The sequence below is a fragment of the Halomarina ordinaria genome (genome assembly GCF_030553305.1).
Lineage (GTDB): Archaea > Halobacteriota > Halobacteria > Halobacteriales > Haloarculaceae > Halomarina > Halomarina ordinaria.
Genome location: NZ_JARRAH010000001.1, coordinates 608063 through 626059, shown reverse-complemented (window position 1 = coordinate 626059; position 17997 = coordinate 608063). Strand labels below are relative to the sequence as shown.

The window sequence follows — 17997 nt, the reverse complement described above, 5'->3', positions numbered from 1 at the left end:
CCTACACCGGCCGTTCGCGCCGGCCGGACGTGCCGACCGAGAGCGTCCCGACGACCATCATCGCCACGCCCATCGTGGCGAGGATGGCCTGCAGCGAGACGGAGTCGAGCGGGACGAACGCGAGCAGCGCGACGAGCGCGGCGCCGCCCAGGATGAGCAGGCCCCCGCCGCGGAACTTCTGCTGTTCGCTGAGGGAGTCGTCGACCTCCCGCACACGGCGTCCGACGTCCGAGAGTTGCATGGTCCGCCTAGGGTCGGCACGACCTTAAATCGCGTCACCGCACCCCTCGGCGGCGCTGTGTCACTCCTGAACGACGCGCGTGACCGTCCCGACGCCCTTGCTCTGTCCCTCGCGGAAGACGAAGCGCTGGCCCGCCTCGACGAGGTAGGGGCGGAACTTGAATCGGACGCGGGCGGTGCCCGTGTCGCCGGGGAGGAGCTGGCCGCCCTCCGGGGCGAACACGGCCGCCTCGCTCACCGTCTCGACGTGGACGACGGGTTCGTAGCCGTCGCCGATGCGCGTCGGGTGGTTGAGCACCATCACCTCCGCCTCGAACTCGCGGACTGCGGGGGGGTCGGAGCCGCGGGGGACGAGTACCATCCCGCGCTCGATGTCGCTCTCGCGGACGCCCTTGAGGGCGATACCGACGATGCGGCCGGCCTTCGCCTCGTCGACCCGATGGTAGTGCATCTCGATGGAGCGCACCTCGACGGGCCGGTACGACCCGTCCGGCATCGGGCCGAGCAGGAGTTCGTCGCCGGCTTCCACCTCGCCCGTGCGGACGGTCCCCGAGGCGACGGCGCCGACGCCCGTCACCGAGTAGGTGCGGTCGATGTACATGGAGAACTCGCCGGCGCCGTCGGCCGTCTTCGGCAGGCGCTCGAATAGTTCGTCGAGGGTCGAGAGCCCCTGCATCGTCACCGCGCTCGTGGTGACGACGGGGACGACCTGCTCGTTCGTCTCCTCGACGGCCGCGTCGACGCCGTGGCGCTCGACGCGGAGCGGGGCCTTGCCGACGTCGCGCAGCAGGCGTTCGACCTCGCGCTCGACCGTGGCGACGCGCTCCTCGCTCACCATGTCGGCCTTCGTGATGGCGACGATGGTGGGCAACTCCGTCGCGAGGAGGATGCCGAGGTGCTCGCGGGTCGTCTTCGTCGGGCCGTCGTCCGCGGCGACGACGAGCAGGCCGTAGTCGAGTTTCTGGCCGACCAGTCCCCGAATCGTGGTCCGGAGCCACGGTTCGTGGCCGACGGTGTCGACGAACGAGACGACGCGCTCCGCGTCCTCGACGATACGTGCGCGGTCCGCCTTCCGGTGGGGGTTCGACGTCCGGAGCGGCCCTTCGCCGGTGAAGCCGTAGACGCCGTAGGAGAGGTCCGCCGAGAGGCCGCGTTCGACCTCGTGGGGCTGGACGTCGAGGAAGCCGCGGGTACCGCCCTCGCCGTCGTCGGGTTGGCCGGTGACGAGCGAGCCGACGAGCGTGCTCTTGCCGTGGTCGACGTGGCCCGCCGTCCCGACGACGATGTGCTCGTCGTCGGTGTCGAGGATGGCGCCCTCGCGGACGGTGGCGACGCCGACGATGCCCCGGTCGCCGTGCTCGCCGACGCCCCAGGTCTGGACCGCCTCGATGTGCGCGCCGGCCTCCTCGGCTAGCAGCGAGAGGACGTCCATTGATTCGGAGAAGGTGTCGGGAGCGATGCCGGCCAGCCCCCCGTCGTCGGTGACGCCGACGACGTACGTCGCCTCCCCGTCCCCCGAGAGGACGCGGTGGCGAAGTTGTGCGGCCAGACTCTCCAGGCGACCGTCGGCCAGGTGGACGTTCCGCGTGAGTCGTTCCTTGAACTCGACGCTGCCACCCTCTTCCTCACCACGTTCGAGCGCGCGCTCCAGCGTGGCCCGGTCAGGGCTCATTGAGAGGGGGTAACAACTCACCGGGTAAAAGCGTTCTCGCCTTGTGTGAACGTAGCACTGGGGAGACGGCGTCGAAGCGTCTAGCGTGCGCCGCGAATCCGGTCGAGCGCCTCGAGGAACCCGTCGGCGAACGACCCCTCGGTCACGTCCCCCGCCGCCGCCTTCGCCGCCTCGTCGGCGTTCGCCACCGCGAACGACGTCCCCGCGACGTCGAGCATGCCGGCGTCGTTCTCGGAGTCGCCGACGGCGGCGAACTGGGCGGGGTCGTAGTCGAGGCGCTCGGCGACCGACCGGAGCGCCACCCCCTTGTCCACGTCGGGGGTGGTGACGTGGTACGCGTAGCCCGTGTCGAAGACGCGCATTCCGCGGCGCTCGGCGACGTCGCGCAGCGGGTCGAGCGGCTGGTCGACGTTGACGGCGACCTCCGTCTCCCGCCAGCGGTTGACGAGGTCGACCGCGCCCCACCCGAGGTCGTAGCCGGCGTCGCGGTACGCCTCGACGACCGCCCGGGCCGCCTCGCGGTCGCCGTGGAAGGTGAGGTCGTCGTCGTCCGCGAGGTAGGTCGCGCCGCCGTTCTCCGCGATGACGCGCACGGGGAGGCCGAGGAACTCGCAGAGGCCGACCGGGTAGGGCAGCGCCTTCCCCGTGGCGACGACGACCGGCGCGGGCCACGACCGGAGCGGGTCGACCACGCGCGGGTCGAGCGCCCGGGCGTCGTCGGTCAGCGTGCCGTCGATGTCGACCGCGAGCGGGGGGTGCATACCGGGAGGCCGACCGCCCGGCGTATCAAGTCACCGGGGCGTCCGCGACTACTCCGAGAGCCGGTCGTAGGCCGCGCTGACGCGCTTGAACGCCTCCTCGCTCCCCTCGGCCGTGTCGGGGTGGGTCGCCTTCACCTTCTCGCGGTAGGCGTCGCGGACGGTCTGCTCGTCGGCGTCGGGCGAGACGCCGAGGATGCGCGAGGCCTCGCGGCGCGTCGGCCCCGTGCTCCCGGAGGGGTTCTGCCGTCGTCTCCGGCCGGTGCCGTTCGTCCGGGGGCCGCGGCGGGCGCGTCCGCCGGCACCGGCCCCCGGCCCACCGACGCGACCCCGTCGCTCCCACTCCTCGCGCGGCGTCCACTCCCCGTCGACGCGCGCGCGTCGCTCGACGCGGGTGTACAGCCGTTCGACGAGTCGCCCCGAGGACTGGTACCACATCAGGTAGGCGACGACGGCGAAGGGGGCGGCGATGAGCAACAGCAGCGGCTCGAACGCGAGGCCGGCGAGCACGAGGAAGGCCGCCAGCCCCGCGAAGACGAACGTGAGCATCGACACGAGCCGCGGACGATTCACACCGGGAGTTACCGCGCGGACACCGTAAGCCTCTCGCCCGCGGTCGAATCGCCCACGAACCGGGCGGTCCGCACAGCTATCGTAGCTGGCATATCGAGCTAAGAGGGCTGTGACGGCATCCTCCGGAGAACCCTCTACGAGCAGATGGCACCCGCAGCCCTCGCGCTTTTACGACCTCGCGTGGTAGCACCCCGCATGAGCGTCTCCGGACTGTGCGAACTCTGCCAGACGAACGAGGTGGTCGACGGCTGCGACCGCTGCGGCCGGGTCGTCTGCGCGGACCACTACGACCGACCGACGGGGTTGTGTACCGACTGTCTGAAGGAGGCCGGCGGCCGACCGACCGGCGAGGAGGACCCCGTCCCGGGTGACGGTCCGGACGGTGTGGACACCTACGAGTTCTGAGCGCGCCCGTCGACCTCCCCGGGGCGAACGGTAGAGGCCGTCCGTAACCGTGCCAGCGAGGACCGGCCGATGGACGGCGACCTGAGTGGTCGTCTCGGCGCTCTCGACGACGCGCTCGAAACGCGGAGTGGGACCGAAGCCCTCGGTGACGTGCTCGCCCCGACCGCGAACCAGACGTACGACTCCGCGGACGACGTTCGAAGCCGAATACTGGGGCTGATACATCGCTGAAACGCACGCGACCGGACGGACTCGTCGCACGGTCAGGAACCGCTGGCTCTGGACATCATCTCGCGACTGTACCCATAGAACACCTCCCAGCCGCCGACTCAGGACTGGGTCCGACGGACGAACGCGTCAAGTTCGGCTTCGACGAGCGTGGCGACGCGCTCGCTGTACGTCCAGAGCGCGGCGTTGAGTCGCTCCTCGGTCTCGTCGTCCAGCCCGTCCCCCCCGCGAAGGACGGAGTCCTTGGTTATCTGTGGATGGTAGACGCACACCACCCCGAGCGAGGTGTCCGAACCCGAGCCGCCCGCCGCGTGGATTCCGTACCGGTCCGTTCCCCAGACCCCATCGCCACCCCCTCGCTCCAGTTCGGAGTCGAGCGCGTCGAGGAGCCGAAGGTCGTCCTCGCCGAGCAGCGACTCGTCGCCTTCGAACAGTTCGGCGTACACTGTCGTCCGCGCACTGTTCGTCCACTCCTCTAGGTGAGCGCGCGCCCGCAGTACGAGCTGTCGCTCGTCCGGAAACTCGGTCATAGCTCTAGGAGGACGGCGACGCGAATCAATGTTCGCACGACGTCCCCGGTTCGCGGTGGGGAGGCCGGTCCACTCAGGCGCGGACCCCCCAGAAGAACGCGATGCCGAGGACCGTCACGACCGACAGCAGGAACTGGAGGGGGGCGCCGACGCGGATGAAGTCAGAGAACGTGTAGCCACCCGGGCCGTAGACGAAGAGGTTCGTCTGGTAGCCGACGGGGGTCATGAACGCCGTCGAGGCGGCGAAGGTGACGGCGAGGACGAACGCGAACGCGTTCGCGTCGATGGACTGGGCGGCGCTGGCCGCGACGGGTATCATCAGCACGACGCTCGCGTTGTTGCTGATGACGCTCGTCAACAGGCCGGTCGCGAGGTAGAACACCCAGAGGACACCGATGGCGGGGAGGAACGTGGCCGTCGAGGCGACGGCGTCCCCGAGCAACGCGGCGGCCCCCGTCTGCTGGAGGGCGATGCCGAGGGGGATGACGCCCGCGAGCAGGAAGATGACGTTCCACTCGACGGAGGAGTAGAGTTCGGTCGGTTTGAGGACGCCGGTGAAGACCATCGCCACCACCCCAGCCAATGCCGAGACGACGATGGGGAGGACGTTCAGCGCCGGGAGCGCGACGACGCCGGCGATGATGGCGACGGCGAACGGGACCTTCTCGCTCCGGTAGGACACCTCGTCGAACTCGTGAGCGACGATGAAGTCCTCGTTCTCGACGAGGCGGGTGAGGCTATCGGGCGGCGCCTGGACGAGGAGGGTGTCGCCGACGCGGATGCCGATTGCCTCGAACCGGTCTCGCACGACGTCACCTCGGGTCCGGAAGGCGAGGACGTTCGCGTCGTAGCGCTGTCGGAACGTCGAACTCGCCAGGGTCTCCCCGACGAGGAACGACCCCGAGGGGACGACCACCTCGACGAGGACGGGGTCGTCCCCGTCCTGGTGGAAGTCCTCCTCGGTCCGGGGACTACCTACCAGCGTGAGGCCCTCCGCTTCGATGATGCGTTCGAGCGTCTCACGGTTCGTCCTGAGCCGGAGGGTGTCGCCCTCGCGTATCTCCTTGCGAGCGAGCGGGTCGGCGAAGTATTCGCCGTCTCGAAGCAGCTGTAACACGTCGATATCGAGGTCGTCGTCGCCCAGTGCCTCCTCGACCGTCTGCCCGATCAACGACGAGTCCGCCGGTACAACGACGTCCGCGAGGTACTCTTGGAGGGCGTACTCCTGGACGAGGTCCTCCTCGGCCGGAATCCGTTCGGGGAGGAGACGAACGCCGACCGTCATCAGATAGAGGGAGCCGACCGCGAAGACGACGACGCCGAGTTTCGTGAACTCGAACATCCCGAACGCCTCCAGTCCGAGGCCGGGCGACTCCGCGCCGAGCTGGGCCGCGATGTCGCTGGCGAGGATGTTGGTGGAGGTGCCGATGAGCGTGAGCGTCCCCCCGAGCATCGAAGCGAACGACAGCGGCATCAGGAGCTTCGACGGTGAGGTCTTGCCCTCGTGGGCGAGGTCGTTGATGACCGGGACCAGAATCGCGACGACCGGCGTGTTGTTGACGAACCCCGAGACCGGCCCGGTGACGCCGATCGTCGCCGCCAGCTGCTTGCGCCTGTCCGTGCCCGCGAACGCGGCCATCTTCCGACCGAAGAGCTGGACGATACCGGTCCGGTTGACGCCCGTACTCAGGATGAGCATGGCGAGGACGGTTATCGTGGCCGGGTTGGCGAACCCCGAGATACCCTCCCGGGCGGAGACCTGCGTCCACGGTTCGAGCACCATCAAGAGGACCATTATCAGGATGGCAGTGACGTCGATGGGGAACCGCTCGGTGGCGAACAGTACGAGCGCGAGGAGGACGAGCGCGAAGACGACGAGCATCTCGGCCGTCACCGACGTCGAGGGCGCGCCCTGGACGACCGGAGAGGCCGGAGAGAAAGACATACCTAACGGAGACGTTTACCGGGGAAAAGGACTGGTATCTCCCCGTACCGACCGGACGAGCGCGACGACCGGTGACGCGCCGCACGACGACGCGTTCGGGGGAACAGTCGAACGCGTCGTCGCCACCGCCGGAATCCGACTGTCCGGACACGCCTCTCTGCCGGCACGGCGGCCAACGCTTTTCGCCCTCGGCGTCCTCCCTCTACGGGACAGATGGGCCTCTTCAAACGACTCGGCAGGCAGGTCGAGCAGTTCAAACAGACGGCGACGGAGACAGCCGAGGGAGACGCGGACTACCGGTGCCGAGCGTGCGACGCGCGATACCACGTCCAGCACGACCGATGTCCGGAGTGCGGGACCGAGGACGTCGTCGCAACGGCGCCCGGGGAGTGAGTCCCGCAGCGGGACGTTCGCACTGCCTGTCGGGTCCGCCGAGGGGAGCCGCGACGCCGTCGCGCACCGTCACCCGTCGAACTCGTCGTCGTATCGCTCGTAGGTGATGGTCAGTTTCCCCGTCGCTGGCGTCGCGGCCGCGTCTCGAAGCGTTCCGAACTCGTCGAGGAGCGCGCTCGCGTCGTCGGTCCCCGCCCGGACGCTGCGGGACTCCTCTCGGACCGTGTCGTACACGCGCTCCAGGATGCGGCTGGCGGCGTAGGAGTCGGTCTTCGAGTCTATCTCGAAGGATGCCTCGTGTCGTCTCATACTGCCGGTTGGCGCTCCCGGGCATTAACGTTCCTCGTGGCTCGCATCGGGTGATGGTCCCTCGGGCCGCGTTCGGGGCGGCCCGGCCCGGAAGTAGTGCCAGAGACCGTCGGGGTGCCTATCGGTGGCCGTTCAGCCGCCGCTTCAGGCGCTTTGCCGCCTCGCCGGCCGCGCGGTCGAACGACTCGCCCTCCCCGGCGAAGACGATACCCCGCGAGGAGTTGACGAGGCCGACGCCAGCGGCGTCGCCGCCGCTCGCGGGCCCGAACGTGACGGCCGCCTCCGCGTCGCCGCCCTGTGCGCCCACGCCGGGGACGAGGAAGGGGAGCGTCGGGACGAGGTCGCGGACCCGTTCGAGTTCCTCGGGTTCCGTCGCCCCGACGACGAGGCCGACGTTCCCGCGCTCGTTCCACTCGCTCGCGCGCTGGGCGACGTACTCGAAGAGGCGCTTGTTCGGACCGACCTCGAGGTTCTGGAAGTCCGCGCCGCCGGGGTTGGAGGTGCGACAGAGGACGAACACCCCCTTGTCGGTCCGCGAGAGGAACGGTTCGAGCGAGTCGCGGCCCATGTAGGGGTTGACGGTGATGGCGTCGGCGCCGGGGCCGGAGGCCCCGCTGTCGAGCAGTGTCGCGTACTGGCGGGCGGTGTTGCCGATGTCGCCGCGCTTGGCGTCGAGGAGGACGGGCACGCCCTTCCCCTCGGCGTAGGCGAGCGTCTCGCGGAGCGCGCGCCAGCCGTCGGCGTCCTCGTAGAAGGCGACGTTCGGCTTGTAGCAGGCGGCGTGCTCGTGGGTCGCGTCGATGATGCGGCGGTTGAACGCCCACCGGGGCAGGTCGTGGTCGGCGAGGTGGTCGGGCAGGCGGGCGGGGTCGGGGTCGAGGCCGACGCTCACGACGCTGTCGACCGCGTCGATGCGCTCGCGCAGGCGGGCGAAAAAGTCCTCAGAGGCACTCATCGGCGGAAGGTTCCGGAGGAGTCGCTACAAGCTTTCGGTCCTCACCCGCGCGAGAACGTCGGGTCGGCCAGCGCGTCGATACGCGCTATCTCCTCCCGGGAGAGCGAGAAATCGAACACGTCGAGGTTCTCGACGACGTGCTCGGGGTCCGTGCTCGACGGGATGGGGACGACGCCGGCCTCGACGTTCCACCGCAGGACGACCTGCGCGGGCGTCATGCCGTGGGTCGCCGCCACCTCGGCGAGCACCTCCTCTGCCAGTAGGCCGGGCGCCGACAGCGGCGAGTGTGCCACGGGCGTCGCGCCGTGTGTCTCGCAGTCGTCGAGGAGCGTCTCGTTCGGGAGGTAGGGGTGGCGCTCGAACTGGACCACGCGCGGCGGGATTCGCGCGTGCGCCCGGAGCGATTCGAGTTCAAGGCGGTCGAAGTTGCTCACCCCGAGCGAGCGGACGAGGCCGCGGTCGTGGAGCGACTCCAGCGCCTCCCACGTCTCCTCGATGGCGACGTCGACGGTCAGCGGGTCGCCCGACTCGTCGGTCGGGAAGGTCCGGCGCTCCTGTTCGTCGCGCGGGAGCGAGTCGAGGCCGGCCAGCGACCCCCGGTTGACCCACGCGTCGGGCCAGTGGACCATGTAGCAGTCGAGGGCGTCAACGCCGAGTTCGCGCAGCGTCTTCTCGCAGGCCGCCACGGCGTCCTCGGGGGCGTGGTTCGTGTTCCACACCTTGCTGACGAGGAACAGCGCCTCACGGTCGGGACTCCCCGGGCGGTCGAGGACCTCCCCGAGCGTCGGTTCGACGCCGTACAGTTCGGCGGAGTCGAGCAGGCGATAGCCCGCGTCGAGTGCCCGCTCGACGGCCGCTCCCACCTCGACGTACTCGCCGTCGCGGTACCGCGAACAGCCGAACCCCACGGGGGGCAGGGTGACGCCCGCACCGCCGTCGGCGGCGGGCGGTGCCGGGGCCTCGTCGGCGGGCGCACCCGACGGGTCGACGGGGACGGGGCCGCCGCCCTCGGCGCACCGCTCGACGGCCTCGATACAGCGCACGACGTGGGCCGCCCGCTCGCCCTCGGCGGGGTGGTCGCCGCCCGTCTCGATGGCGCGGACGAAGTCGGCGACGGCGTCGGCGTAGTCGCGCGGCGCGGGAGCACGCTGGAGGGGGACGGGGACGTACGACCGGCCGAGGCGGGCGAAGGAGACGCGGGGCGACGCGAAGCGTCCGGTGTCGCCGGTGTCGTCGAGGTAGAGCGAGCCGTCGTCGCCGTGGAGTTCGAGCGCGTTGAACTCCCGCGTCCGGTGGGGGACGTACGTGCTCGCGGTCAGCTGCACCCGCGTCCCGTCAGCGTGTTCGAGCACCGCGACCGTGTGGTCGGGCGTCTCGACGGAGAACTGTTCGCCGTCGTGGTCGTGGTCGGCCAGGAGGAGCGAACTGTGCGCCGACAGGACGCGCTCGACCGGGCCGAACAGGCCCGTCAGGAGCGTCAGCGGGTAGACCGCGCCGTCGTACAGCGGGCCGACCCGAAGGAACGGTTCCGGGTTCTCGTTCCACTCGGTCGTCCGCCCGAGGTTGCAGGTGACGTCCGCGAGGCGGACCTCCCCGAGTCGCCCCTCCCGGAGGTAGCGAAGCGTCTGGCGCTGGGCGTCGCCGGCGCGGTTGCCGGGCGCGCAGGCGAGGCGGACCCCACGCTCGTCGGCGAGTTCCACCAGTTCGGTCGCCGTCTCGCCGTCGAGCGCGAGCGGTTTCTCGCTGAAGACGTGGACGCCGGCGTCGAGGCAGGCCCGGGTCACCGGCGCGTGCGCGTCGTGGATGGTGAGGTTGACGACGAGGGCGGGGTCGTGGTCGGCGAGGAGGGCGTCGAGGTCCGGGGCGGCGGCGCAGTCGTGGGCGGCGGCGAACCGCTCTCGCCGCTCGGGGACGAGGTCCGTCGCGGCGACCAGCGAGAGGTCGTCGTGCGCCGCGAGGCCGGCCGCGTACGCCGCCGAGATGGTGCCACAGCCGACGATGGCGATGTCCATTCCGCTTCGACGACGCTCGGTGACACCAAAACGATGGCGCCGCGCGCTCACTCGGGGTCCGACGGCGTCGACGGGGTGTCGTACGCGCCCGCGCGCTCGTACGCGCCGCGCTCGCGGAGGACGCTCGGCGTGCGACACATCCCCGGCGCGCCGGTCGCCTGCGGGACGACGCAGTTGTTGCAGTTCTCGCAGACCACCTCGTCTCCCCCACCCAGCAGGCGGGCCGGCAGGCGCGGTTCGGCGTAGAACGGGCGTGCGAGGCCCACGAGGTCGCACGCGTCCCCGAGCAGGGCGTCCATCTCCGTCCGCGTTCTGATGCCCCCCTCGCAGAGGACGGGGATGTCGACCGCCTCGCGGACGGCCCGGCAGAGGTCGGCGTTCCAGCACGCCTCGAAGGGGTTCAGCCGGGCGCTCGCCCGCGCGAGTTCACGCACCAGCGCCGCACGGGTACGCCCCCCGAACGCCGCCGCGTAGCCCGACTCGAACTGCGAGGCGGCCCACGCTCGCTCGGGGTGCTCGCCGCGGACGAGGCTCGCGTCCCAGAACACCGACCCCTCGACGGGGGAGACGGCGTCGTAGCCGTGGTCGGCGAGGCGCTCCGCGAGGTGGACGACGTCCGCGCGCTCGATGCCCCGGCGGACGAACGGCGGTCGGCGCGACTCGGTCGTGAGTTTGACGAGCAGCGGGACGTCGCCCGCCCGGTCGCGCACCTCGTCGTGGACGACTTCGAGGAAGCGCCCGGGGTCGGCGAACTCGTCGTCGCGGCGGTTGTAGTACGGCGAACAGAACTGCTGGAGCAGGCCCATGTTCCCGCCGGCGAGGTGGACGCCGTCGTAGCCCGCCTCGACCGCGCGGCGGGCGGCTCGACCGAAGTCGGCGGCGACGTCGTACGCTTCCTCGGTGGAGAGGACGTGCGGGTCGTAGTCGAGCGCCCCCAGCCGGTCGAGCGCGCGCAGGAGGCGTGGCGGACGCGAGACGGCGAGTTGCGAGAGGTACGGGTTCGCCGCGCCGTACTCGCGGTGCCAGGTCTCGAGGCTCCGGAGGCCGCCGTGGTCGAGCTGGACGACGATGCGACCCCCGTGGGCGTGGACGGCGTCGGTGACCGGCCGCAGGCGTTCGACCGCCGCGTCGTCGGCGAGCCGGGTCATGTTCGGCGCGACGCATCCCCCCTCCTCCGCGACGACGGTCGCACCCTGGACGACGAGGCCGGCGCCGGCGGCGGCCGCGGGTTCGAGTTCGTCGGCGAGGCGCTCGCCGGCGTCGGGGCCGTCGCCGGCGCATTCGAGCAGGGGGGCGCGGTAGAGACGGTTGCGGAGGCGGAGGCCGGCGACGTCCACCCCGTCGTCGAGCGAGACCATCGACCGTCCGTGGGGCGAGCGCGGGCAAAAACCTCCGGGGCGGGCGTCAGGCGGCGTCCAGTGCGGCGGTGACCACCGGGAGGACGCGTTTGACCGCCGCGCCGTCCTCGAGGAAGACGATGGTTCTGGGGGGCCGGGTCGCCTTCGGGCGGACGCGCAGGCCGCGCTCGTCGGCGGCCGGCGGGACCGCGTCGACCCCGACGCGGAACTCGACGCGTACGCGGTCGTCGTGGACGTACACGTCGGCGACGCGCTCGCCGTCACGCTCGACGCCGTAGGCGAACTCGCCGAACGTGTCGCCGTCGACGTCCTGTACCTCCGCGAGGTCGAGGGCGGCGAGCGGGCCGTCCTCGCGGGCGACGAGTTCGCTCGCGAGCAGCTCGGCGATGCGACGGCCGGCGGTGACGGTGTCGTCGGTCATGGGTGGGGGTGGAGACGGACGTGGTTAGCTGTCGACGGTGCCGGGTCGGCAGTCACGGCCACGGTCACACTCACAGGCCCTCGCGGGCGCGGGCGGCGTGCTCGCTCACGTCGATGCCGCGTTCGTGGGCGTACAGCACCGCGGCCGCCTCGACCGTGACGCCGAGGTCGGACTGGAGGGCGTTGATGCCGGCGACGGCGTCCTGTTTCGCCTCGCCGGCGTCGACGAGCGCGTCGAGGAGGCGCTGGAAGGTGCTCCGTCGCTGGAGTATCGACTCGTCCGGGCGGAAGCCGTCGGGGACGGACTCCTCGTCGGGGTCGAACCCGCAGACGAGGTCCGAGCCGTCGCGCGAGAGCAGCCCCTCGCTCGCCGCCACGTCGAGGAGGCGCTTGGCCTGGTCGGGGGAGAACCAGTCGCGGTCGAGCGAGAGCGCGACGACGAACTCGCTCTCGGCGATGCGCTCGCGTCCCTTCGCGCGAAACGGAGCGGCGACGGCCTTCCGGAGAGTCATCTACCGGGAGGGGTGGGGCCGAGGTCATACCGCTGTCGGTCCGCATCGAGCGTTTTAAGCACGTCTCGGGACACCCCTCCGTATGAAGTTCCAGGGACGCTCCACGACGAAGCGCACCGGCGGTCGACGTCGCCCCATCCGCAAGAAGCGAAAGCACCAGCTCGGCTCCTCCCCGACGGAGACCCGCGTCGACGACACGAAGCTGAAAGTCGTCGAGACCCGCGGCGCCAACGAGAAGGTCCGCGCCATGTCGACGAACGTCGCGAGCGTCGCCACCGCAGACGGCGTCGTCTCGGCCGACATCGAGGGCGTGACGCGCAACGACGCGAACCCCAACTACGTCCGCCGGAACATCGTCACGAAGGGCGCCGTCATCGACACGTCCGCGGGCACCGCCCGCGTCACGTCCCGCCCGGGCCAGGACGGTCAGGTCAACGCCGTCCTCGTCGACGAGGAGTAAGGTACTACGGCTCTCTCTTTCGGTCTCGAGTCGTCGCGAGCGCCGCGAGAAGTGGTCGGGCGGAGCAGGCTACGGTTTCGGAGCCGCCTTCTGGAGCGCCGCCTCGGCGATGTTGCCGCCGTAGTCGGCGCTGCGGGTGAGCGAGTCGACGACGAGGCCGAGCAGCTGCGCCTGCTGGGGGTCGAGTTCGCGGATGGCCTGGTCCACCTCGCGGGCGGTCTGGTCGACCTCGTCGACGCGCTCGCGGGCGTCGTTGGCGAGACGGTTCGCCCGGCTGGTGTCCTCCTCCAGCAGCGCGTCCATCGCCCGCTCGGTGATGTCGGTGGCGTCGGCCTGTAGCGTGGTGAGTCGCTCGGCGGCCTCCTCGGGGACCGCGCCCAGTTCCAGGGCGTGGATCGCTATCTTCGTCGCGTGGTCGGCGATGCGCTCCAGTTGCCGGGCGCTGGAGTGGTAGTCGAAGCAGACCTCGCGGCTGAGACCGACGTCCGTCGCGGTGCCGGGGTCGCGCAGCACCGACCGGAACACCCGCGAGACGAGCGCCCAGAGGCGGTCGACGTCGTCGTCGCGCTCGACGACGTCCTGTGCGAGGTCGTCGTCGTCCTCGATGAGCGCGGTCAGCGCGTCGGCGAGCATGCTGAGCGAGACCAGACGCATCCGCGTGATGGCGTTGGTGATGGAGAGCTCGGAGGAGTCGAGGAGGTCCTGGAGGACGACGTTGTCGCCCGTCTCACCGATGACCTCGAGGCCGACGAGGCGCTGGGCCGCCTCGCGGATGGACCGACGCTGGGCGGCCGTCACGCGCCCCGTCTCGAGGGTGATGATGTCGAACCCGCTGACGTACATCGTCACCACCGCACGCATCAGTTCCTCGCCTTCGAGGTTCGTGATGTCGAGGCTCCCCTCCGTCCGTTCCTCGTCCCCCTTCGGGGTGAGCAAGAGCGAGTCCTCCTCGGGGTAGAACTCCACGACGCTCCCGGCACTGATGCCGTTGTCAGTCGCCCACGACTTCGGAAGCGAGACGGTGTAGGTCGACCCCCCCGTCACCTGGACCTTGCGGGTCTCCATACCGGAGTGTGGCGAACGGCGGAACATAAATCAACCTATTTCTATATACAAATCGGCCGAATACTGACTCGACTGCCAGCGACCCGATACGACCGGTCGAGCGAGACCGACTCCGGACCCTGACGGACCAGACGACCCCCTCACCGTCGCGAGTGGGACCGTTCCCCGCGTCGAGGGGCTCCCTCGCGGTACTTCGTCAAACATAGTCACATGTCCCGATGGCTATACCAATAGGAGGATATTTACTTCGTGGCGTCACCCACAGCTATATGAACGACTTCGCCGTGGTGGTTCGGTAATGGCACGACAGGGTTACCAGGAGAAACTCGCCTCGCTCGAGGAGGACGTCCTCTACATGAGCGAGGTGGTCGTCGACCGCCTCCGCATGGGGCTGTCGGCGCTCGAACAGAAGGACGACGAACTCGCGCTGGACGTCATTCAGGGCGACGCCGAGGTCAACGACATGTACCTCGACCTCGAACGCCAGTGTATCGACCTGCTGGCGCTCCAGCAACCCGTCGCGGGCGACCTGCGCTTCGTCGCCTCCTCGTTCAAGATCATCACCGACCTCGAACGTATCGCCGACCTCGCCACCAACCTCGGGCGCTACACGCTCGACGCCCAGCGCGACGTCTACCCCGACGTCGACGTCCAGGGCCTCGGCCGGGTGACCGTCGAGATGGTCGAGGACGCGATGGACGCCTACGACCGCGAGGACCCCGACGCCTGCTTCGAACTGGCCGACCGCGACGACGAACTCGACCGCCTCTGCGAGCGCGCCTCCGAGGTCGTCGTCCGCGACCTCATCGAACGCGAGGTGACCGAGGACGGCGAGCACGAGATCGAGTCGCTCATGCAGGACGTCTCGCGCCTCCTGCTCACCGTCCGGGACCTCGAACGCGTCGGCGACCACGCCGTCAACATCGCTGCCCGCACTCTCTACATGGTCGAGAACTCGGACGAACTCATCTACTGACCTACCTTTCGCTGTGCGGGCGGCTTCGTCGCCCGCTGGCAAAAGCGAGGACAAAAGCACGTCGTCACCCCCGCAGTCGCTTCGCTCCTTCGGGGGTTCCTCGGCCCGCTCGCTCACTCCGGTCGCTCGCGGTGCGACGGCTCGCGGATGCTACGCCGAGACAGCGACGCCGTCCGGACCATCCGTCCGACCGTTTATATCCGAGAACGGGACCACACCCGCCGTGCGCTGACACTCGTCGCGGGGTGCTCGCGGTCGCGCGACGCCACGCCCCGTGAGTCCGCCGTGGCGTCGCCTGCACGCCAACGTTTTGCCGCGGTCGCTCGCTACGCTCGCTCCCCGGCAAAATATGGACGAAAACCGCGCCTCACTCCCTGCGGTCGTTCGGCGCGTCCGGTCGCTCGCGCCTGCGGCGCTCACTCGCGGGACGACGCCATGCCCTGCAAACCTCGCCCCGCCGCGGCGTCGCCCGTTCGGGGACCACGGTCCGTGGCACGTCTCGTTCAGTCACTCGTCGTTCGTATCGGCGAATCGACCGATTCCGCCCCCACGAGCCCCGCGAACGCGCCGAGCGACTCGGTGTCGTAGGTGGGTTCCCCGTCTAACACGCCGTCGGCGGGGCGGACCGGCCGAGGAGCGCGACGTCCATCCCGAACGCACAGGCAGCGGTGACGTCGCACGTGGTGTCGCCGACGTAGAGGGTCGCACCGGGAGTGACGCCGTCGTTGTCGAACTGCACTACCTCGGACGCGTGCTGGGCCGACGGGTGGTCGTCGCCGGTTCCCTCGCTGCCCGGGGCACCTCGCAGCCAGTGGTCGTCACGCGTGAACGGGTCACGGAACGAGCAGTACGCCGGTGAGTGGACTCCCGAGGTCGGTGAACGAAGCGAGAGAGAGAAGAACGAAGCGTTCCGGAGTGCTCCCGATTACTGGAAGCCGATGCGGCCGCTCTGGCGCTCGGGGGTGCGCTGGCCGCCGCGGAACTGGTCGGCGATGTCCTCGTAGTACGAGCGGATGTCGTCGGTGATGGTCGGGCGGACCGACTCCATCGCCGTGCGGAAGTGGCGCATCTCGACCTCGTCGGCCTCGTGGTCCTCGCGCAGGGCCTCGATGGCCGCCTCGCGGCAGATGCTCTCCAGGTCGGAACCGACGTAGCCGCCGGTCACCTCCGCGAGTTCGCGCAGGCTCACGTCCGGGGCGAGCGGCGTGTCGCCGGAGTGGATGCGGAGGATCTGCTCGCGCCCCTCCACCTCGGGTTCACCGATGAACACGAGGCGGTCGAAGCGTCCCGAACGGATGAGCGCCGGGTCGATCATGTCCGGGCGGTTGGTCGCGCCGATGACCATCACGTTCTCCATCTCCTCCAGCCCGTCGAGTTCCGTCAGGAGCTGGTTGACGACGCGCTCGGAGACGTTCGAGCCGACGTCGCGACCGCGACCGGGCGCGAGCGAGTCGAGTTCGTCGAAGAACACGACCGTCGGGGCGACCTGCCGCGCCTTCCGGAAGGTCTGGCGGATGGCCTTCTCGCTCTCGCCGACCCACTTCGAGAGCAGTTGCGGGCCGCGCACCGAGATGAAGTTCGCGTTCGTCTCGTTGGCGACGGCCTTCGCCATGAGGGTCTTGCCCGTGCCCGGCGGCCCGTAGAGCAGGACGCCCGACGGCGGGGAGATACCCATGCGCTCGAAGCGCTCGGGGTTGTTCATCGGCCACTCGACGGACTCCTGGACCTGCTGTTTGGGGTCCTCGAGGCCGCCGACGTCGTCCCACGTCACCTTCGGGAGTTCGACGAGCACCTCCCGCATGGCGCTCGGGTCGACCTCCGCGAGGGCGCCGCGGAAGTCGTCGCGTTTGATGATCATCTTGTCGATGAGGCTCGGCGGGATGTCCTCCTCGTCGAGGTCTATCTCGGGGAGGTAGCGCCGCAGGGCCTTCATCGCGGCCTCCTTCGTGAGGCTCTCGATGTCCGCGCCGACGAAGCCGTGGGTCTCGTCGGCCAGATGGTCGAGGCTCACGTCGTCGGAGAGCGGCATCCCGCGGGTGTGGATCTGCAGGATTTCCTTGCGACCCGTCTCGTCGGGGACGCCGATCTCGATCTCGCGGTCGAACCGGCCGGGCCTGCGGAGCGCCGGGTCGACGCTGTCGACGCGGTTGGTCGCCGCGATGACGATGACCTGCCCGCGCGATTCGAGGCCGTCCATCATCGTCAGCAACTGGGCGACGACGCGGCGCTCGACCTCGCCGGTGACGTCCTCACGCTTGGGGGCGATGGAGTCGAGTTCGTCGATGAAGATGATGGAGGGCGACTCCTCGCTCGCGTCCTCGAATATCTCGCGCAGTTGCTGTTCGGACTCGCCGTAGTACTTCGAGATGATCTCCGGGCCGGCGATGGAGAAGAAACTCGCGGAGGTCTCGTTGGCGACGGCCTTCGCCAGCAGCGTCTTGCCGGTGCCGGGCGGGCCGTGGAGCAACACCCCCTGGGGCGGCTCGATGCCGAGTTTCTTGAATATCTGGGGGTGTTTCATCGGCAGTTCGACCATCTCGCGGACGCGCTGGATCTCCCCCTGGAGCCCCCCGATGTCCTCGTAGGTGATGCCGCCGCCGGTCTTCTCGAAGCCCGAGATGGGCTCCTCGCGGAGTTCCACCTCCGTGTCCTCGGTGATGAGCGCGACGCCGTCGGGGTCGGTCTCGACGGCGATGAGCGGGATGGCCTGCCCCGGCGAGCGCATGAACGGGTGGTTCGTGCTCGACATGACGGGTACGATGTCGCGCTCGACGACGGGGCGCTTCAGTATCTGGCGCTTGACCATGCCGGCGGCGTCGGAGCCGAACTGGACGCTCGCCTCCTCGGGCGGTGCGAGGACGAGCTTGTTCGCTTTACGGTGCTCTGCTTTACGGATGGTCACGCGCTCGCCGATGCCCACGTCGGCGTTCTGCCGGGTGAACCCGTCGATGCGGACGGTGTCCGTGTTCCAGTCCTGCCGGTCGGCGCGCCAGACCTTGGCGGCCGTCCGGTCCGCACCCTCTATCTCGATGATGTCACCGGGGCTCAGCTTCAGGTGAAGCAGCGTGTCCGGGTCGAGGCGTGCGATGCCGCGCCCCGAGTCGTTGGGGTAGGCCTTCGCCACCTCCAGTTGCACTTCGTTCATGTGCGGGATTACCAGTAGGTCGGATGCGACCGGGTATATCC

Annotated in this window: 20 protein-coding genes; 5 read left to right on the top strand and 15 right to left on the bottom strand. The window is 69.9% G+C overall.

Features of this window, described 5'->3' with window-relative positions; all coding sequences use genetic code 11:
* Position 1: 1 nt before the first annotated feature.
* The 4 genes from P1Y20_RS03345 to P1Y20_RS03330 all read right to left on the bottom strand — a co-directional run bounded on the left by P1Y20_RS03345 (position 2) and on the right by P1Y20_RS03330 (position 3243).
* The gene (locus P1Y20_RS03345) at positions 2–241 is read right to left on the bottom strand and encodes a hypothetical protein (protein WP_304447238.1); all 240 of its coding nucleotides are present in this window, start codon (positions 239–241) and stop codon (positions 2–4) included.
* A 60-nt stretch (positions 242–301) separates the two neighbouring features.
* Complete coding sequence (locus P1Y20_RS03340; RefSeq protein WP_304447237.1) at positions 302–1912, bottom strand: GTPBP1 family GTP-binding protein; 1611 nt, start codon at positions 1910–1912, stop codon at positions 302–304.
* Between the two features lie 80 nt (positions 1913–1992).
* On the bottom strand, positions 1993–2673 hold the full coding sequence (locus tag P1Y20_RS03335; RefSeq protein ID WP_304447236.1) for a phosphoglycolate phosphatase: 681 nt from the start codon (positions 2671–2673) through the stop codon (positions 1993–1995).
* A gap of 48 nt (positions 2674–2721) precedes the next feature.
* A complete protein-coding gene (locus P1Y20_RS03330; RefSeq protein WP_304447235.1) occupies positions 2722–3243 on the bottom strand; it encodes a J domain-containing protein in 522 nt (173 codons plus the stop codon).
* A gap of 195 nt (positions 3244–3438) precedes the next feature.
* Between P1Y20_RS03330 and P1Y20_RS03325 the strand changes: the two genes are divergently transcribed.
* Both P1Y20_RS03325 and P1Y20_RS03320 read left to right on the top strand, forming a co-directional pair.
* Positions 3439–3648: a hypothetical protein gene (locus P1Y20_RS03325; protein WP_304447234.1), complete on the top strand. Its 210-nt coding sequence runs from the start codon at positions 3439–3441 to the stop codon at positions 3646–3648.
* A 69-nt stretch (positions 3649–3717) separates the two neighbouring features.
* Positions 3718–3879 carry a DUF5789 family protein gene (locus P1Y20_RS03320; RefSeq protein WP_304447233.1) on the top strand — a complete coding sequence of 54 codons (162 nt, stop codon included), beginning with the start codon at positions 3718–3720 and terminating at the stop codon, positions 3877–3879.
* Between the two features lie 98 nt (positions 3880–3977).
* Here the strand turns inward: P1Y20_RS03320 and P1Y20_RS03315 are convergent, their stop codons facing one another.
* On the bottom strand, positions 3978–4406 hold the full coding sequence (locus P1Y20_RS03315; RefSeq protein ID WP_304447232.1) for a DUF7539 family protein: 429 nt from the start codon (positions 4404–4406) through the stop codon (positions 3978–3980).
* Between the two features lie 73 nt (positions 4407–4479).
* A complete protein-coding gene (locus P1Y20_RS03310; RefSeq protein ID WP_304449459.1) occupies positions 4480–6288 on the bottom strand; it encodes an SLC13 family permease in 1809 nt (602 codons plus the stop codon).
* Between the two features lie 276 nt (positions 6289–6564).
* Between P1Y20_RS03310 and P1Y20_RS03305 the strand changes: the two genes are divergently transcribed.
* A complete protein-coding gene (locus P1Y20_RS03305) occupies positions 6565–6744 on the top strand; it encodes a hypothetical protein (RefSeq protein ID WP_304447231.1) in 180 nt (59 codons plus the stop codon).
* Between the two features lie 69 nt (positions 6745–6813).
* On the opposite strand, the gene P1Y20_RS03300 is transcribed toward P1Y20_RS03305, so the two are convergent.
* The 6 genes from P1Y20_RS03300 to P1Y20_RS03275 all read right to left on the bottom strand — a co-directional run bounded on the left by P1Y20_RS03300 (position 6814) and on the right by P1Y20_RS03275 (position 12310).
* A complete protein-coding gene (locus P1Y20_RS03300) occupies positions 6814–7053 on the bottom strand; it encodes a hypothetical protein (protein WP_304447230.1) in 240 nt (79 codons plus the stop codon).
* Between the two features lie 118 nt (positions 7054–7171).
* Positions 7172–8008: an orotidine-5'-phosphate decarboxylase gene (gene pyrF, locus P1Y20_RS03295; RefSeq protein ID WP_304447229.1), complete on the bottom strand. Its 837-nt coding sequence runs from the start codon at positions 8006–8008 to the stop codon at positions 7172–7174.
* Between the two features lie 41 nt (positions 8009–8049).
* Positions 8050–10020, bottom strand: coding sequence for an aldo/keto reductase (locus P1Y20_RS03290; RefSeq protein ID WP_304447228.1), 1971 nt, complete (start codon positions 10018–10020; stop codon positions 8050–8052).
* Between the two features lie 47 nt (positions 10021–10067).
* Positions 10068–11378 carry an oxidoreductase gene (locus tag P1Y20_RS03285; protein WP_304447227.1) on the bottom strand — a complete coding sequence of 437 codons (1311 nt, stop codon included), beginning with the start codon at positions 11376–11378 and terminating at the stop codon, positions 10068–10070.
* Positions 11379–11424: 46 nt separating this feature from the next.
* Positions 11425–11799, bottom strand: coding sequence for a DUF7993 family protein (locus P1Y20_RS03280; protein ID WP_304447226.1), 375 nt, complete (start codon positions 11797–11799; stop codon positions 11425–11427).
* A gap of 70 nt (positions 11800–11869) precedes the next feature.
* Positions 11870–12310 carry a DUF2240 family protein gene (locus P1Y20_RS03275; RefSeq protein ID WP_304447225.1) on the bottom strand — a complete coding sequence of 147 codons (441 nt, stop codon included), beginning with the start codon at positions 12308–12310 and terminating at the stop codon, positions 11870–11872.
* Positions 12311–12392: 82 nt separating this feature from the next.
* Here P1Y20_RS03275 and P1Y20_RS03270 point away from each other — a divergent pair, with 82 nt between their 5' ends.
* The gene (locus tag P1Y20_RS03270; RefSeq protein ID WP_304447224.1) at positions 12393–12770 is read left to right on the top strand and encodes a 30S ribosomal protein S8e; all 378 of its coding nucleotides are present in this window, start codon (positions 12393–12395) and stop codon (positions 12768–12770) included.
* 69 nt (positions 12771–12839) lie between these two features.
* On the opposite strand, the gene P1Y20_RS03265 is transcribed toward P1Y20_RS03270, so the two are convergent.
* The gene (locus tag P1Y20_RS03265) at positions 12840–13835 is read right to left on the bottom strand and encodes a phosphate uptake regulator PhoU (RefSeq protein ID WP_304447223.1); all 996 of its coding nucleotides are present in this window, start codon (positions 13833–13835) and stop codon (positions 12840–12842) included.
* Between the two features lie 298 nt (positions 13836–14133).
* Here P1Y20_RS03265 and phoU point away from each other — a divergent pair, with 298 nt between their 5' ends.
* Positions 14134–14811 carry a phosphate signaling complex protein PhoU gene (gene phoU / locus P1Y20_RS03260; RefSeq protein WP_304447222.1) on the top strand — a complete coding sequence of 226 codons (678 nt, stop codon included), beginning with the start codon at positions 14134–14136 and terminating at the stop codon, positions 14809–14811.
* A 601-nt stretch (positions 14812–15412) separates the two neighbouring features.
* Here the strand turns inward: phoU and P1Y20_RS03255 are convergent.
* Together P1Y20_RS03255 and P1Y20_RS03250 are read right to left on the bottom strand one after the other, a co-directional pair.
* On the bottom strand, positions 15413–15550 hold the full coding sequence (locus tag P1Y20_RS03255; RefSeq protein ID WP_304447221.1) for a hypothetical protein: 138 nt from the start codon (positions 15548–15550) through the stop codon (positions 15413–15415).
* Between the two features lie 186 nt (positions 15551–15736).
* The gene (locus P1Y20_RS03250) at positions 15737–17956 is read right to left on the bottom strand and encodes a CDC48 family AAA ATPase (RefSeq protein ID WP_304447220.1); all 2220 of its coding nucleotides are present in this window, start codon (positions 17954–17956) and stop codon (positions 15737–15739) included.
* Positions 17957–17997 lie beyond the last annotated feature (41 nt).

What these genes read in the sequence shown, in the direction of transcription:
- P1Y20_RS03280 (WP_304447226.1), bottom strand. Translation starts at nt 11,799, where the DNA reads ATGACCGACGACACCGTCACCGCCGGCCGTCGCATCGCCGAGCTGCTC.
- P1Y20_RS03290 (WP_304447228.1), bottom strand. Translation starts at nt 10,020, where the DNA reads ATGGACATCGCCATCGTCGGCTGTGGCACCATCTCGGCGGCGTACGCG.
- P1Y20_RS03250 (WP_304447220.1), bottom strand. Translation starts at nt 17,956, where the DNA reads ATGAACGAAGTGCAACTGGAGGTGGCGAAGGCCTACCCCAACGACTCG.
- P1Y20_RS03340 (WP_304447237.1), bottom strand. Translation starts at nt 1,912, where the DNA reads ATGAGCCCTGACCGGGCCACGCTGGAGCGCGCGCTCGAACGTGGTGAG.
- pyrF (WP_304447229.1), bottom strand. Translation starts at nt 8,008, where the DNA reads ATGAGTGCCTCTGAGGACTTTTTCGCCCGCCTGCGCGAGCGCATCGAC.
- phoU (WP_304447222.1), top strand. Translation starts at nt 14,134, where the DNA reads ATGGCACGACAGGGTTACCAGGAGAAACTCGCCTCGCTCGAGGAGGAC.
- P1Y20_RS03275 (WP_304447225.1), bottom strand. Translation starts at nt 12,310, where the DNA reads ATGACTCTCCGGAAGGCCGTCGCCGCTCCGTTTCGCGCGAAGGGACGC.
- P1Y20_RS03285 (WP_304447227.1), bottom strand. Translation starts at nt 11,378, where the DNA reads ATGGTCTCGCTCGACGACGGGGTGGACGTCGCCGGCCTCCGCCTCCGC.
- P1Y20_RS03300 (WP_304447230.1), bottom strand. Translation starts at nt 7,053, where the DNA reads ATGAGACGACACGAGGCATCCTTCGAGATAGACTCGAAGACCGACTCC.
- P1Y20_RS03305 (WP_304447231.1), top strand. Translation starts at nt 6,565, where the DNA reads ATGGGCCTCTTCAAACGACTCGGCAGGCAGGTCGAGCAGTTCAAACAG.
- P1Y20_RS03310 (WP_304449459.1), bottom strand. Translation starts at nt 6,288, where the DNA reads ATGCTCGTCGTCTTCGCGCTCGTCCTCCTCGCGCTCGTACTGTTCGCC.
- P1Y20_RS03335 (WP_304447236.1), bottom strand. Translation starts at nt 2,673, where the DNA reads ATGCACCCCCCGCTCGCGGTCGACATCGACGGCACGCTGACCGACGAC.
- P1Y20_RS03315 (WP_304447232.1), bottom strand. Translation starts at nt 4,406, where the DNA reads ATGACCGAGTTTCCGGACGAGCGACAGCTCGTACTGCGGGCGCGCGCT.
- P1Y20_RS03345 (WP_304447238.1), bottom strand. Translation starts at nt 241, where the DNA reads ATGCAACTCTCGGACGTCGGACGCCGTGTGCGGGAGGTCGACGACTCC.
- P1Y20_RS03265 (WP_304447223.1), bottom strand. Translation starts at nt 13,835, where the DNA reads ATGGAGACCCGCAAGGTCCAGGTGACGGGGGGGTCGACCTACACCGTC.
- P1Y20_RS03320 (WP_304447233.1), top strand. Translation starts at nt 3,718, where the DNA reads ATGGACGGCGACCTGAGTGGTCGTCTCGGCGCTCTCGACGACGCGCTC.
- P1Y20_RS03325 (WP_304447234.1), top strand. Translation starts at nt 3,439, where the DNA reads ATGAGCGTCTCCGGACTGTGCGAACTCTGCCAGACGAACGAGGTGGTC.
- P1Y20_RS03270 (WP_304447224.1), top strand. Translation starts at nt 12,393, where the DNA reads ATGAAGTTCCAGGGACGCTCCACGACGAAGCGCACCGGCGGTCGACGT.